The sequence below is a fragment of the Amycolatopsis sp. NPDC001319 genome (assembly GCF_042896185.1).
GTDB lineage: Bacteria > Actinomycetota > Actinomycetes > Mycobacteriales > Pseudonocardiaceae > Amycolatopsis.
The window spans coordinates 535,692-549,973 of the sequence record NZ_JBIAWY010000001.1 but is presented as its reverse complement, the minus strand read 5'-3'; the positions used below and the strand labels follow the sequence as shown (position 1 = coordinate 549,973).

The 14,282-nt window shown below is 68.5% G+C and carries 13 protein-coding genes; 6 read left to right on the top strand and 7 right to left on the bottom strand.

Going from position 1 to position 14,282, the window contains the following annotated elements:
• Positions 1 to 119 precede the first annotated feature (119 nt).
• Entirely contained in the window at positions 120 to 395 is a 276-nt protein-coding gene (locus ACFY1H_RS02590) for a GlsB/YeaQ/YmgE family stress response membrane protein (RefSeq protein WP_354865225.1), read from the top strand.
• 57 nt (positions 396 to 452) lie between these two features.
• On the opposite strand, the gene ACFY1H_RS02585 is transcribed toward ACFY1H_RS02590, so the two are convergent.
• The 3 genes from ACFY1H_RS02585 to ACFY1H_RS02575 are packed head-to-tail and all read right to left on the bottom strand — an operon-like array spanning position 453 to position 4,487.
• Positions 453 to 2,285, bottom strand: coding sequence for a VanW family protein (locus tag ACFY1H_RS02585; protein ID WP_386944089.1), 1,833 nt, complete (start codon positions 2,283 to 2,285; stop codon positions 453 to 455).
• Between the two features lie 24 nt (positions 2,286 to 2,309).
• Positions 2,310 to 2,603: a co-chaperone GroES gene (locus ACFY1H_RS02580; protein WP_360598303.1), complete on the bottom strand. Its 294-nt coding sequence runs from the start codon at positions 2,601 to 2,603 to the stop codon at positions 2,310 to 2,312.
• Between the two features lie 39 nt (positions 2,604 to 2,642).
• Complete coding sequence (locus tag ACFY1H_RS02575; protein WP_386944087.1) at positions 2,643 to 4,487, bottom strand: NHL domain-containing thioredoxin family protein; 1,845 nt, start codon at positions 4,485 to 4,487, stop codon at positions 2,643 to 2,645.
• A 151-nt stretch (positions 4,488 to 4,638) separates the two neighbouring features.
• Here ACFY1H_RS02575 and ACFY1H_RS02570 point away from each other — a divergent pair, with 151 nt between their 5' ends.
• Complete coding sequence (locus tag ACFY1H_RS02570) at positions 4,639 to 5,295, top strand: hypothetical protein (protein ID WP_386944086.1); 657 nt, start codon at positions 4,639 to 4,641, stop codon at positions 5,293 to 5,295.
• Between the two features lie 717 nt (positions 5,296 to 6,012).
• On the opposite strand, the gene ACFY1H_RS02565 is transcribed toward ACFY1H_RS02570, so the two are convergent.
• Together ACFY1H_RS02565 and ACFY1H_RS02560 are read right to left on the bottom strand one after the other, a co-directional pair.
• Positions 6,013 to 6,474 carry an SRPBCC family protein gene (locus ACFY1H_RS02565; protein WP_386944084.1) on the bottom strand — a complete coding sequence of 154 codons (462 nt, stop codon included), beginning with the start codon at positions 6,472 to 6,474 and terminating at the stop codon, positions 6,013 to 6,015.
• Positions 6,475 to 6,491: 17 nt separating this feature from the next.
• On the bottom strand, positions 6,492 to 8,792 hold the full coding sequence (locus ACFY1H_RS02560; protein ID WP_386944082.1) for an oxidoreductase: 2,301 nt from the start codon (positions 8,790 to 8,792) through the stop codon (positions 6,492 to 6,494).
• A gap of 281 nt (positions 8,793 to 9,073) precedes the next feature.
• On the opposite strand from ACFY1H_RS02560, the gene ACFY1H_RS02555 reads away from it, so the two are divergent.
• From ACFY1H_RS02555 to ACFY1H_RS02540, 4 genes are all read left to right on the top strand, one after another.
• Positions 9,074 to 9,586, top strand: coding sequence for a hypothetical protein (locus ACFY1H_RS02555; protein ID WP_366580103.1), 513 nt, complete (start codon positions 9,074 to 9,076; stop codon positions 9,584 to 9,586).
• On the top strand, positions 9,587 to 10,189 hold the full coding sequence (locus ACFY1H_RS02550; RefSeq protein WP_366580101.1) for a DUF3558 domain-containing protein: 603 nt from the start codon (positions 9,587 to 9,589) through the stop codon (positions 10,187 to 10,189).
• Between the two features lie 2 nt (positions 10,190 to 10,191).
• Positions 10,192 to 11,448: a hypothetical protein gene (locus ACFY1H_RS02545; protein WP_386944079.1), complete on the top strand. Its 1,257-nt coding sequence runs from the start codon at positions 10,192 to 10,194 to the stop codon at positions 11,446 to 11,448.
• Between the two features lie 274 nt (positions 11,449 to 11,722).
• Positions 11,723 to 12,469: an ESX secretion-associated protein EspG gene (locus ACFY1H_RS02540; protein ID WP_386944077.1), complete on the top strand. Its 747-nt coding sequence runs from the start codon at positions 11,723 to 11,725 to the stop codon at positions 12,467 to 12,469.
• 57 nt (positions 12,470 to 12,526) lie between these two features.
• Here the strand turns inward: ACFY1H_RS02540 and ACFY1H_RS02535 are convergent, their stop codons facing one another.
• Complete coding sequence (locus ACFY1H_RS02535; protein WP_386944075.1) at positions 12,527 to 13,300, bottom strand: amino acid ABC transporter ATP-binding protein; 774 nt, start codon at positions 13,298 to 13,300, stop codon at positions 12,527 to 12,529.
• Positions 13,297 to 14,262, bottom strand: coding sequence for an amino acid ABC transporter permease (locus ACFY1H_RS02530; protein ID WP_386944073.1), 966 nt, complete (start codon positions 14,260 to 14,262; stop codon positions 13,297 to 13,299). The genes ACFY1H_RS02535 and ACFY1H_RS02530 overlap by 4 nt, the downstream gene beginning before the upstream one ends.
• Positions 14,263 to 14,282 lie beyond the last annotated feature (20 nt).

Here is a 14,282-nt window from a genome sequence, read left to right as displayed (position 1 = left end):
GCACGCTGGTGCCAGGTGGGTGATTTCGCCGTGGTCTCGAGTTTCGGGCGTCCGTTCCCAGGGCATCCGGGCGCCAAGTCCGCGGCTCGGCCCGGAACCCATCTGGCAGAGGAGTTTCGATGACCGTCTCAGGCATCATCAGCGCCATCGTGGTCGGCTTGATCCTCGGCCTGCTCGGCCGCTTGGTCGTGCCCGGCAAGCAGAACATCCCGATCTGGCTGATGCTCCTCGTGGGCATCGCGGCCGCTTTCATCGGCAGCGCCATCGCGCGCGGCATCGGTTACGCCGATACGAGCGGCATCGACTGGCTCGAAATCATCACCCAGGTCGGAGTCGCCGCACTCGGCGTGGCCTTGGTGGCGAGCCTGTGGAGCAAGCGAAGTATCAACAGATGACTTCGCGGCCCGGCCCCCTTCTGCGGGCCGGGCTGTTCCGTCCGGCGTGGACGCCCGTCAGCAGATCACGATCGGCTGCGGCGCGTAGGTGGTGTTGCGCGTTTCTTCGCGGACTTCGTTGCCCGTCGCCAGGTCGTGGAACACACGCGTGTCGGACACGCTGAAGCCCGGCGCGCCGATCGACGGCCGGCAAGCGCCGTCGGACCCGGGTCCGAACTGGACGGTCGGCGACACCTCGTCCGACGTGCCCCCGGTGCGGCCCTCGATGACGTAGTGCTTCGTGCCCCAGATCCGCACGGTGAGGGAATCCCCGCTGACGCTGGCCTGGATCGCGAAGCCCGTGTCGTCGTTGTCGGTGATCTTCAGCTCCACCGGGTTTCCCGCGTCGTCGATGGCTTTCGCGTCGCGGCCGGCGGGGTAGCGGTCGAGGTAGTGGTCGTGGGCGAGGTGGCCGCCGTCGCCGAGGCCGGCCAGGTACGCCGCGTTGTACAAAGTGGACGCGAGCTGCGAAACCCCGCCGCCCACAACGGAAGGGCCGGTGCCGTCTTCGTTCGCCGGCGCGCTGACGTAGCCGGCGGCCGCGGTCCGCGCGCCCGAACGGGCGCCGAGGCTGAAGGTGTCGCCGGGTTTCACGATTGCGCCGGAGACGCGGTCGGCGAGCGTCTGGATGTTCGTGGCCGAGGGGCCGGAGAAGCCGCTCGTGGTGAACTCGCCGATCACTTCCTTGATGCCCAGCGCGTTGGCGGCATCGGTGGACAGGCTCGGCTTCGTGGCGTCGTAGGCCACCGGCAGGTCACGTCCCGTCGGCTTGGCGAGCACGGTCGTGAGCGTCTTGAAAGTGTTGGCCCAGTTGATCTTCCGCGCGTCTTCGGACGGGTTGACCGTCGGCGTGCCCGAGGTGAACACGATTTCCGCGTTGCGCCCGTCGGTCTCGGTCGACGCGAGGTCGGATTCCACGGCCTGCTGCAGCTTGCCCTGGTCGATGCGCAACTCGAGCGAACCGCCGTCGCGCGGCGCGAACTGGAACGACGCCGCGATGGCCGCCGGCGTCAGCGCGACGTCCTTGCCCTGCCCGTGCAACACCACCGGCGCGGCGACGGCGGGGTCGACGACCTGGTCGAGCAGCGCGTGGACGCCTTTCGACGTGGCCTTCGGCGGTGTCACGGCCATCTGCAGCGTCACGCCGCCGGGCGCGAGCCAGCCGTCCGCCACGGTTTGCGCGGCCGCCCGCACGTCGGTGAGCTGCTGGCCCTGGCGCGGCTCCACGGGGTACGCCGTGACGGCGCCGTCGGCCCCCGGCTGGAAGCCGATGCTGCCCTCGACCAGCGGGTGGTTGAGCTTGTCCGTCGCGAGCGTGCCCAGCGCCTGCGCCACCTGCTCCTGGTCCGAGCGGGTGACCACGCCGACGTCGCGCGTGGTGAAGAACGACAGCAGCCGCGTGATCGGGCTCAACGGCTGGTGCCCGGCCTGCGCGAGCGTGCCCGGCCAGTCGAGGCCGAGGCCGGATTCCGAGGGCACCATCGACGTCGTGACGTCGCCCGCGTGCAGGACCACCGGTTGGGTCAGCCGCGGCTGCAGCTCCGCGCGCAGCTTGGCCTCGGCCTCGGCGTGGGAGAGGCCGCCGACGCCGACGCCCGCCACGAGCACGCCGCGCGGCACGTCGCCGGCGCTGGTGACGAGGTCGATCGCGTACAGCAGCACGAACAGGCCCAGGGCGCAGCCGACGATCATGAACGTGCGCGCGACCCCTTTGCGCAGGCGCCGCTGCGGGGTCTCCGGCAGCGGCGGCCCGTCGACGACGGCGAAGATCTCGGTGGCGAGGTCGTCTTCGTCGCGCTCGGGCAGCAGGTCGTCGATGAAGAGGTCCTGCGGGGTCTCGTCTTCGCGCACGCCTGCCCTCCCGTGGCCGGGGAGCTACAGGTAGAGCCCCGTGCCGTGTTCGGTCCGCTCGGTGGCGACGGCGTGGATGTCCCGTTCGCGCAGCACGAAGTGGCCCTCACCCTGGATCTCGACCTCGAGCTGGTCCTCCGGGTTGAAGAGCACGCGATCGCCCTGCTTGACGTTGCGCACGCTGTTGCCGACGCCCAGTACATCACCCCAGGCGAGCCTGCGGGCGACCTGCGCGGTCGCCGGGATCACGATTCCGCCGCTGCTGCGGCGTTCGCCCTCCTCCGGCGACAGGCGCACGAGCACGCGGTCCTGCAGCATCTGGATCTGGAGCTTGGGCTTGTCAGGCACGCCCCAATGCTACTGACCGGGTGCCGCCGGCTTCGGTTCACCCGCCATGACCAGGCTGAGCGTGCGCACACCACCGCTTTCGAAGCGCACCGGCACGCCCCAGTCCTGCCGCGTGATGCGGCACGCGGGGTGCTCGCCGCCCTCGTCGCAGCTGGCCGCCTGGGCGACGACCTGCAGCACGCCTTCCGTTACGCCGTCGGCGAACCGGATGCGGCGGGTGAGGTCGGTACCGATGCCGGCACCGTCGGCGAGCAGCTCCGGCGGCGACGCACTGACCTCCAGCCGCGTGGACGGGCCGTAGCGGTCGTCGAGCTTCTCACCCGGCGGCGGCGTGAAGACCACGGCGAACTCGACGTCGCCGGGCGCGAGCACCGTCGGCGGGCGGCGGACTGCGTTCTTCTCGCCGGCCACGGTCGTGACCTGGGCTCCGACCGGCGCGAGGCGGTTGCCGGCTGACTCGACGACGAACAGCTCACCGTCGTGCAGCAGCAGGCCCTGCGGCTCGGCGAGGCCCGTGGCGAGCGTGGTGACCTCGCGCGTGAACGGGTCGTAGCGGCGGACGGCGCCGTTGTAGGTGTCGGCGATGGCGATGCGGTCGCCGGGCAGCACGGCCAGGCCCAGTGGGTGCTGCAGCAGCGCTTCGTCGGCCGGGCCGTCGGCGTGGCCGAAGGAGAACAGGTCGGTGCCGACGGCGGTGTGCACGGTGAACGTCTCGCCCTCGGGCTCGATCCAGCGCAGCGCCGAGGTTTCCGCGTCGGCGAGCCACAGCTTGTCGCCGTCGGGCGCGAGGCCGGACGTCTGCGCGAAGAACGCTTCGCGCACGTCTCCGTCTCTGAGGCCTTCGACGGTGGTGCCAGCGAAGCGGCGGATGTCGCCGGAGATCGGGTCGAAGACGCTGAGCGTGTGGTTCCCGGCCATGGCCACCACGACGCCGCCGGCGGGCGCCCACCACGCGACGTCCCACGGGCTGGTGAGGTCGGTGTCGAGGGCCTTGCCGGTGTCGGTGCCGTTGCGCCACTGGTTGCCCGTGCCGGCGACGGTGGTGACCTCGCCGGTGTTGAGGTCGAGGCCGCGCAGCCGGTGACCCGCGGTGTCTGCGACGACGGCGTGGTAGCCGGCGCGCTGCGCGACGTCGTTGGGCAGCAGCGCGATGCCCGAGGGTTCGGTGAAGCTGGCGAGGTCGAACGGCCCGTCCTGCGCGCCGCGCTCACCGCTGCCGAAGCGGCGGATCACAGTCTCGCCGTCGGACGCGAACTCGACCACGGAGTGGTGCCCGGTGTCCGCGACGAGGATGCGGCCTCCCGCCGTGGCGACGGCCTTGCTCGGGAAGCGCAGCTCCGTCTGCTGCTCTTCGACCGGCACGTACGGGTTGCCGCCGCGGCGCAGCGTGCCCTTCGCGGCGTGCTTCGTCACGAGTTCCGCCACGACGCGCCGCAGAGCTTCGCCGTGCCCCTCACCCGCGGCGACGTGCACGACGTAACCCTCGGGGTCGACGACCACCAGCGTCGGCCACGCACGCACCGCGTACTGCGACCACAGCTCCATCTTCGGGTCGTTCACCACGGGGTGGTGCACCTCGTAGCGGCGCACGGCCGCCTCGATCGACGCGCGCTCGCCCTCGTGCAGGAACTTCGGCGAGTGCACCCCGACGGTCACCAGGACGTCGCCGAATTCTTCTTCGAGCGGGCGCAGCTCGTCGAGCACGTGCAGGCAGTTGATGCAGCCACTGGTCCAGAAGTCGAGCAGCACGATCCGCCCGCGCAGCTCCGCGAGGGAGAGTCGCCGGCCGCCGGTGTTGAGCCAGACGTCGCCGGTCAGTTCGGGTGCGCGTACTCGCGCCTGTGCGGAACTCACGCGACGAGTGAACTACACGTAGCTGCCGCGTGTTCCGTTATCCACGGTCTGAGAGAAGAACCTCACCCCGCCGAGGGAGTTTTCCGGACGACCGTCAAGCCGCCGAAAAAGGACGCGCGGGGCGCGGTTGGCGGTACGTACGCTTCTTCGCATGCCACACGTCCAGCCGGCGGAAATCCTCACCCTGGAGGAGGCTCGCGCCCTGCAAGAACGCCTAGGAGAACCCCTGCGCCCGGGCCTGTCGCCGACCGAACTCGACGACGTCGAATCCCAGTTCGGCTTCCGGTTCTCCCTGGACCACCGCGTGTTCCTCACCGCCGGCGTCCCCGTGGGCGACCGCTGGCCGGACTGGCTGCACGGCAACCCGGACCACCTGCGCAAACGCCTGGATTGGCCGGTCGACGGGCTGCTGTACGCGATCGAACACAACGGCTTCTGGCACGACTCCTGGGGCGCGCGGCCTCGGGTTATGTCGAACGCGCTGGCATGTGCTCGGCGGTTATTGGCTGCGGTGCCGCAACTGGTGCCGGTTTGTGGGCATCGGTACTTGCCGGGAGTGGCTGGTGAGGCGGGGTATCCCGTGTTGTCGGTGTATCAGGCCGATGTGGCCGTGTGCGGGCGGGATCTGCGGGGGTATGTGCGGCGGGAGTTCGGTGGGGAACCGGTTGAGGATTCGGGTGGCGGTTTGGGGCTGTCTGGGGCGCCTTTGGGGTCGGTGAGCGCGACCAGCCCGTCGGCGGGGGTGTTGGGGGATGAGCCGGTGGGTGGGGTTCGTGAGGTGGAGTTCTGGTCGGAACTGGTCGACTGAGGCCGGGTTTGGGTTGAGGTTGTGGCTGGTTTTGTCGTCGGCCAGCCGTGTTGGCGCGTTGTCATTGAGGTGTCGACCTGGCCTGGTTTGAGGACATCGCGGGCGGCCTTGATGTCGGCCACCCGCCTCGCGTGCAAGGCGCCCGCGGTCGCCGAGTGTCGACTGTGGCTGGCTTGAGGGCATCGCGGGCAGCTTTGGTGTCGATCACCCGCCGCGCGTGCGAGACGCCCGCGGTCGCCGAAGTGCCGGCCGTGCCTGATTGGAGGCCGTCGCAGGGTCGCCTCTGTACCCGACCCGCCCGCCCGCCCGCCGTGGCCGAAACACCGCCGAAGCGCCACTTGAGCCGTGACCACAGCGGTCAACATTTCGACCACGCCCAAGCGGTCGACGTTTCGACCCACGCCTTTGACGAAGCACCACTGCTCCCGCACTCTCCGGGGGTTCGAACCCTCCGCTCGCCTCCGACCACCGCGGATCCCGAGTTATCCACACCGCCCCTCCACTTGTGGACAACTCGGCCCTCCCCGCCCGTTTTCCGGGCTCCCTGTCGTACCCCGCCGGTAGACTGGAGCGGGGACGCCCCCCAGGGAGGGCGGGGGCATGTCCGGGCGGCGCCGATGGGGCAAAAGAGCTGGTAAGAGCCGTACTTGTGCCACTGGAAAGCCGCGAAGGAAGGCTCCCGACGAAGCTTCAGCGGGCGGTCAAGGACGGCTGAGCTCAAGCCTCCGCGGCGGCCTTCAACCGCGCCAGCGTCGCCTCGATGTTCGCCCGGTTCGCCGCCGCGCGGTGCCACACGCCGGTGCCCACTGCGCCCGGCAGGCGGAACCAGGCCGGCCGCCGTTCCCACGTGCTCTCGGTGACCACGCAGCCGCCGGGGGCCGGGGAGATCACGTACTCCCACCGCGAGATCGGCACTGGCCCGAAGGCCACGTCGAAGGCGAAGCGGCGCCCCTCGTCGGCGGCGGTGATCGTCGAGGTGGTGGTCCAGCGGTGGAGGCCGCGGCGGTTCGTGCCGCGGAAGCGGGCGCCGACGGTGGCGTGCGTGGCGCCGTCCAGCCAGCGGTGGGCGTGGTACTCCGCGGCGAGGTCGGCGAGGCGCGCGGGGTCGCTGACCAGCGCGTAGACGACCGAACAAGGCGCCGCGATCGAGAGGGAGCCGGTAGCCGCGGGTGCCGTCACATACCGAGGGTATGGCCTCAGCTGTCCCGGCGCACCATGCGGCCGAAGCCGGCCGCGACGGTCGTCGCGAGGAGCCAGCCGGAGACGGTGAAGCCGGCGGCCACCCAGTTGTCCGCGCCGTGCATGTACCAGCGCGACTTGTTGCCGAAGTCGACGATGGGCACCAGCAGGTCGGCCGTGTAGATCACCGGGTTCCACTGCAGCCCCGTGTCCTGCTGGTTGACCAGGCAGCGCGGCCCGCTGACGGCGTAGCGGCCGGGGTTCTGCACGCAGTCGTCCGAGCCGAGGCCGAACCACAGGCTGCCGAGCACCAGCAGCGTCAGCAGCCAGCCGAGCGCGCGGACGGGCCGGTAGCCGTAGCCGACCATCGAGCGTTGCAGGAAGCTCCACAGCCGCACGCCCGGGCCGAAGACCTTGAACCCCTTCGCCAGCGCGTCGTAGCGGAACTGCTGTTTGCGCAACCCGACCGTCGACGCGTGTTCCTCGTTGCCGGCCGCACGCAGCGTCGCGGCGAGCTGGTCGTACGGGCCGGGCCGGTAGCCGCGCATCGCCTTGCTCAGCAGCGCGATGCGGTGGTCCAGGGCGCGGTCGTCGTCGAGGGGAATGCCGCGTTTCAGGGCGTCGTAACGGAAGTCGTCGAGCTCGATGCCGTCCTCGGCGGCCCAGAACTCCTCCGTGTCGCCGAGGGTCCCGCAGTGCGCGCGGCGCAGCACGACGCGTCCCGCGGGCGGCGTGTGGAAGCCGAAGAGGAACTCGTCGGCCGTGACGTCGCTCGCGTCGAGTGCGATCCCGTGCGACGGAAGGGATCCGAGCTGCGCGCCGCCGAGCTCGAGGCGGCGCGCGATCTGCGCGCCGTCGAGGTTGACGCCGCCCTCCGCGACGAACGCGCGGTCCTTGTTCTCCGTCAGCACCAGGTCACGGCCGATGCGCGCGGTGCGGACGTCCAGCGAGAAGCTCGACGACGTCCGCTGCCCCGGCTCGGTGAGCTTGCTGCCGTAGAGGTTCACACTGCCGCCCACCTCGACGCCCTGCAGGCGCACCGTGCCCTGCAACGTCGCGTCGGTGAGCTGGAAGTTACCTGCGATCTTGGCGCGCCGCGCGGAGAACACGTCGCGCCCGGGATGCAGGAACATCGAGTTCCACGCGAGGAAGTTGCCGCCGATCTGCACGTCGGCCATCCGCAGCTGCCCCACGGGCACGCGCAGGCTGGTGGCCTCGACGTCGCCCCCGATCGACGACCCGTCGAGGTGCAACGCGCGGTCGTAGTACGGCGTCGCGCGGCCGCGCACCATCTTGATCTCCGCGCCGGCCAGCCTGAGCGAGCCGCCGATGCGCGCGTTGACCATGCGCAGCGTGCCGAACGCCTGCAGCCCGTCCGACAGCTCCAGGTTGCCGTCGACCTTCAGCCGGTCGGCGACGAGCGCGGGCCGCGGGTCGAGGTACGGGTCGTTCGACTTCCACGCGTCCACGGCCACCGGCCCGCGCTGGTCCACGGTGAGCTTCGCTTCCCGCAGCACGATGTCACTGTCCACAGTGGCGCTCGGGAAGTACATGATACCCTTGGCGGAGAACCGTTTCCGCTCGGCGGCCGGCCCGTAGTTGTCCACTTCGCACAGCAGGCTGCCGCCGATGTGGATGCCGTTGCCGTTGAACGCGAAGCCGTCGGGGTTGTCGAACGTCGCGCCGGAGAAGTTCACGTTGCCGCCCGTGCGCATGCCCGGCACGCGCACCTCGCCGCGCGCCACCATGCGATACGCGAGCAGCGCACCCGTGATCACGAGCCGGTCGGCCTGGATCGCCTTGCCGTGGGGGTGCTTGATCGTCGTGCGCGTGAGCACGACCGACCCCTCGATCACGGCGTCGGTGAGGTTCACGGCGGCGTTCGGCATGCCGCGCTCGCGATCGTCGCCGCGCATGATCGTGGTCTCGGGGATCTCACTGTCCTCCGGCCCGACCTCCACGACACTCCGGATCAACCGCACATCGTTGCGGCTCCTGAGGTTGCGCGCCTTCAGCCCCGGCAACCAGCACTTCCGGAAGACGAGCCCCAGCACGTTCGCCTCCCGCACATCCGGCGGAAACTCGAACCGGCACCGCTCGAAGCGGAACAGGTAGCCCGACTCGGCGGCCCTGAGGTCGAACGTCCCGGTGATGTACGCGTCCTCGACCTGCACGATCGGCGCGTTGGTCGCCTGCCTGCGCCACCTGAGGATCCCTGTTGACCCAGGCTTCAGCAGGTCCGCGGCCTTCACCTCGTACCTCTTGTCGGGCACCCCGGCAAACGGATCCAGCGGCGGCAGCGTCGTGTCGGTCGGCACGTGCCCCCTCGCTCTGCCTTCTGCCGCTGGTGGTGCCCTAAGCGAATCGGAAGGTAGGAGGAATGGCAAGCGTCCTAATGGAGTAGCGGGTGGTTGTTGGCAGATCGCCAGTTAGGGCGGGATTTTCAACGTTTGACGAGCTACTTGAGCACGCCGGGTGATCTTGTGGGAACCGATCCTGTGGGGGAGTCGTCCCTGTTAAGGTCACTTGCTGGAGCTGAATCTGAACACAGGGTAGGCCGCACCCCGGACCGGAGCGGCCCGTGCGGGGAGGCACGACGATGCCAGACGGACAACCCGGCCAGCTGTCGGGTCTTCAAAACGAGCTCGCCACACCGGGGCAGACGGCACCGCCGCCACCGGGCGCACCGCCGGTACCCCTGGCGGGCGGCCAGACGGTGACTTCGGGCCCACCTCCGGACTTCACGGCCTTGGGATCCGGCCAGGCCAAGGCCGACTTCGCCGCCGCGGCCAACAATCGCAGCTGGCAGTTCGACGCCGCCTCCATGGACAAAGTGATCCAGCAACTCGAGGACAGCCTCGACGGCGACTACACGAGAGCCCAAAGCATCGCGGAGCAGTTCGCGCAGGTCCGACCCCCCGGAAGCGACCAGGCGAGCGGGGGTTACATCGACGCGGCCATCCACTCCACCATCGTCTATAACCAGTACCTCCAGGGCACGGTGCAGTACGTCAAAGCGTACGTCGACGCCCTCAAAGAAATCCGCTCTGCGTACGTGAACCAGGATCAGGCCGCGATCGACGCGCTTCGCGGGCTCAGGAAGGTCGATTGAATGCGAAACCGAAGCGTATTCCCGCTGCTCGTCATCGGCCTTGCGGCGCTTACCGCGTCTGCGTGCGGCGGGTCGACCGGCGGGCAGGCAGCACCGGCTTCGCCAACCTCGCCGACCGGTGGTTCCATGCTGGCGCCGAAGGTTTCCCAGCCTCTGACAAACACTCAGCGCTACGAGACAGACCCATGCGCGGCGGCCACCACGGATGAAGTCGCACAATTCGGCGGCCCAGTCAAGGGAACCAGCGTCTACGAATCCGTTCCAGGCAAGACCTGCCAATGGACTTTCGCCAATGACACCGGGAACATCGCCGGCGCCTTCATCACCGGGAACAAGGAAGGGTTGAACAGCCTCTATCTCGAGAACAAGGCTGGGCACTTGACCACGTTCAAGCCCTCCGACCCTGTCGCCGGTTACCCTGCTGTGGTCTACAGCCAAGGCGGCGAGGGGCCGGGCAACTGCTCCTTGGCAATCGGCGTGCGCGACGACCTGACCTACACCGTGATCACCCACCTTCGTGACGGCAACCCGGAGCTCTCCGACCCCTGCAAAATGGCCGCCCAGTTGGGCGCGGTCGTCATCAATCGGTTGAAGGCGAGCTGATCATGCCGCTGACAGGTGCTGATATCTACAAGCAGCTTCACGACCCTGGCGACACCTCCAGCATGGACCGGGTAGGCCGTGGGTGCGGAGATCTCAAGACCATCCACAACGACGTCGCCGACAAATTGACCGACAGCCAGAACACGTTGAACACCTTCTGGAAAGGTCAAGCTGCCGACTCGGGAAGCGCGGGTCTCACGCCTCTTATCACGACTTCGCGCACCGCAGCCAACAAGATGGACACCATGCGTGAGTCCATCGAGCAGCAGTCCGCCGCATTCACCACGGCGAAGAATTCCGTCGTACCGGTGGACGATTCCAGGCCAGATGACAACACGATCGAAGACTGGCTATCGATCGGCGCCAGTGACGACGAGAAGAAAGCGGCGAAGTTCGACACCGACACAAATGCGAACGTCGCCACTTACAACCAGTACTCGGGCGGCAGCCAGGCCCGATCCGAAAACATCCCGGTGGACTATCCTGCGGCGCACGACCCCAGCGTGTCTTCCGGTGGGATCACGCCCGATCGCATCGACACCGGGAAGCCCGGCGGCAGCCATGTTTCCGGTAGTGGTGGGCATTCTGGCGGGTACTCCGGCGGCTACACCGGCGGACCGAGCACGTACACCGCCCCGCCGGGAGCGGCCGGTTACCACGCACCGCCGCCGCCCGGGCACTCGACGGCGGGCGTGAACACGCCGGCGGCGAATGACAGCACGAGTGCCGCGTTTGCGGGGCCGACGCAGACCCCGGGTGGACCCGGATCGCCGTCATGGCAGGGCCCTGGGGGAACTGGGATCAACGGGCCCGGCGGTGGCAATAGCAGCGGCTTCGGTCCCGGATTCGGGCCCGTCGGTGGTTTCGGTGGTGGGATCGGCGGCGGCGGTGGCTTCGGGCCGGGCGGCAGCCGAGGTGGCTTTGGGCCGGGTGGCGGCGGTAGTGGTTTCGGGCCTGGCGGTGGCGGTGCGTCGAGCGGCGGTGCGGCCGGGATGGGGCGCGGCGTCGGCGCAGGTGCGGGTACTGGGGCCGGCGCGATGGGCGAAGGTGCGGGTGCGGCCAGGCCCGGTGGGATGGGTGCCGCGGGTGCCAAGGGCCAGCCTGGGATGGGTGGCATGGGTGCCGGTGGGGCCAAGGGTGGCAAGGGGCCCGAGGACGAGGAGCACCAGCGCAAGATTCTCCTGTCCGAAGAGGACCCGGATTCCATCTTCGGCGGGTACGACGGCGACAAGCCCACGCCGCCGGTGATTGGGGCGTAGGACAAGCCGAGGGCGGCCGGCGGGTGGTCGGCCGCCCTACCGAGGCGGGTGATCTTGGGGCGGAAGCGTCCTTGTGGACGGTTGAGCCCTGTTAAAGTCACCTAGCGAAGCGGGACTTGAACAGAGGGTAGGCCGCACCCGAGTTGGAGCGGCCCGTGCGGGGAGGCACGGCGGCGATGCCAGACGGACTAAATGGCGGACGGCCGCTTTCCGATGGCAAGCAACAATTCCGTCGGCGCCGGCTGCCGAAGTCTGACAAAGGGGGAGTGGGAAAGTGCTGCGCAAGCCGGCGGAGTTGAGCCTACAGACGTACGAGGTGCTGCTCGAGCGGCTCAACCTCGGCGACATCCACCCGACGCTCGTGCGCGGGGCGTTGTGGTACTCGCCGGACGAGCGGAAGCAGCTGGCGGCCGACACGGACGCCGAGCTGAACCGACGGGGGCTGGCGCGCGGCGGACGGTTGGACGACGACTTCGTCGAGGCGCTGCAGCTGCTGCAGCGCCCGGGGGTCGAGTACTACTCGTGGGTGAAGTCGGACAAGGGTGAGCGGACCGTGCGCGCCGCGGCGAGTGGGCGGGACGCGGTGACTGTGGTGGCGGTCGATCAGGTGCTGTACATCGCGCCGTGTTCGGCGGAGGCGTTGGCGCGGGAGTTCGCGTTGCTGCTGCCGGAGGCGCCGGCGGCGCGGATCGCGTCGTTGAATTGTTCGGACGCAGACTTCAACGCGATCAAGAGTGGCGTGATTCCCAGCAAAACGAGCCCGAGTATTCGCGACGCCAAACAGGTGGTGCAGTGGCTGCGGACGCCAAAGACGTATTTCGGGCGGCTGTACGTCGCGGTCCGGGACAGCCGGGGAAAGCGCTTGCGGAATGAGAATCCGCCGGGGTGGATCGACACGGAACAGGGGCGGATCATGTTCGGGGTGGACAAGTCCGGGTGGATCAGCCTGGCCGGGGCGGGCCCGCAGGACCTCGTGAAGAAGGTGCAGCAGCTGGAGAACGAGCTGCGCAGCAGCCGCTGATCAAGGCCTGAACAGCAGTGTGGCCGCCTCCCGTGGGGAAGCGGCCACACTGGTGAATCAAGCGTTCGGGCTCAGGACCCGGGCGAGGAATTCCTTCGTGCGTTGGTGACGCGGGTCGCCGATCACCTGGTCGGGTGGGCCGGCCTCGACGACCACGCCGCCGTCCATGAAGAGGACCTTGTCGGCCACCTCGCGGGCGAACTGCATTTCGTGGGTGACCACGACCATGGTCATGCCGTCTTTGGCGAGTTGGCGCATGACGCCCAGGACGTCGCCGACGAGTTCCGGGTCCAGGGCGGACGTGGGCTCGTCGAAGAGCATCAGTTTGGGCTGCATGGCCAGCGCGCGGGCGATGGCGACGCGTTGTTGCTGGCCGCCGGAAAGCTGGGCGGGGTAGGAACCCGCTTTGTCCGCCAGGCCGACGCGGTCGAGAAGGTCCAGGGCGCGCTGGCGGACCTCGGAGCGAGGTTCGCGGCGGACCTGGATCGGGGCCTCCATGACGTTCTCGAGCGCGGTCATGTGGGGGAAGAGGTTGAAGCGCTGGAACACCATGCCGATGTCCTTGCGCTGGAAGGCGACCTCTTTTTCCCGCAGTTCGTGGAGCTTGTCGCCTCGCTGCCGGTAGCCCACGAGGACGCCGTCGACGTACAGGCGGCCGGCGTCGATTTTCTCCAGGTGGTTGATGCAACGCAGGAGGGTGGATTTGCCGGAGCCGGAAGGGCCGATGAGGCACAGCACTTCACGTTCGTGGACTTCGAGATCAATGCCTTTCAGCACGTCCAATGAACCGAAGCTCTTGCAGATCTTCTGTGCGGAAACGACGGGGGTCATCCGACACCACCTGCGCCCTGGCCGCCGCCGCCCTGACCGAACCGGAATCCGAGCATTCGGGAACCCCACTTGTTCTTTTCGGCGATCGAACGCGAAGAGCCCCGCGCGAAGTGGCGTTCGATGAAGTACTGGGCGACAGTCAGAATCGACGTCATGATCAGGTACCAGATCACCGCCACCAGCAGCAACGGAATGATCTTGAAGTTCTGCGCGTAGATGGTCTGCACCGCGACCATCAGCTCGAAGTACCCGATCACCACGACCAGCGACGTGGTCTTGAGCATCGAGATCGTCTCATTGCCCGTCGGCGGGATGATCACCCGCATCGCCTGCGGAAGAATGATGCGCCGCAACGTGGTCGTGCGCTTCATCCCCAGGGCCGACGACGCTTCGAGCTGGCCGGAGTCGATCGACTGGATACCACCGCGCACGATCTCCGCCATGTAGGCGGCTTCGTTCAGCCCGAGGCCGAGCAGCGAAGCCGTGAACTGGTTGATGAGCGTGTTGGTGTCCCACGAAACGAACTCCGGGCCGAACGGAATGCCGAGGCCCAGCCGCGGGTACGCGAACGCCAGGAAGTTCCAGAACACCAGCTGCGTGATCAGCGGAGTGCCGCGGAACAACCAGACGTAGATCCCCGCAGCACCCTTCATGAGCGGGTTCGGCGACAGCCGCATCACGGCGAGAAGGACACCGCCGATGATGCCGATGACCATCGAAATCACCGTCAGGATCAACGTGTTCTGCAGACCGCGCAGCACACGGTCGTTGAACATGTACTCCCAGACCACCGACCATTGCAGGTTGGGGTTGGTGACGACGCTGCGGATGACGATGAACGCGAGGAAAAGGATGATCACCCCGGCCACCCAGCGCCCGTAGTGGCGCACTGGGACGGCCTTGATGGGTGTCGTGTCGGCCGGCACCTCCACGGTCGGAGGAGCGTCGAAGTTACTGGGCACGAGAACTGCGTCCTATCTAC